1 protein-coding gene is annotated in these 235 nt (G+C 64.3%); it reads left to right on the forward strand.

Annotation, left to right across the window (positions count from 1 at the left end; genetic code table 11):
• Positions 1-235 (forward strand): VENN motif pre-toxin domain-containing protein (locus IBT47_RS26890; RefSeq protein WP_200564307.1); only part of this gene is annotated, 235 nt, incomplete at both ends.

Genomic DNA, 235 nt, shown 5'->3' on the forward strand with positions numbered 1-235 from the left:
GGTGGTGGGTGCCATCGTGTCGTACGAGGCAGGAAACAGTGCGGCAGCGGGTGCTGCTGGTGCGGTCAGCGGTGAACTGATGGCGCAGCTGGTGATGAATAAGCTGTACCCCGGCAAACAGGTCAGTGATCTGACGGAAACGGAGAAACAGACTGTCAGCGTGCTGGGCACTTTGGCGGCGGGCCTGGCGGGCGGTATAACGGGCGGCAGTGCGGCGGATGGAATGGCCGGGGCG

Source organism: Erwinia sp. S43 (assembly GCF_016624745.1).
Classification (GTDB): domain Bacteria; phylum Pseudomonadota; class Gammaproteobacteria; order Enterobacterales; family Enterobacteriaceae; genus Erwinia; species Erwinia coffeiphila.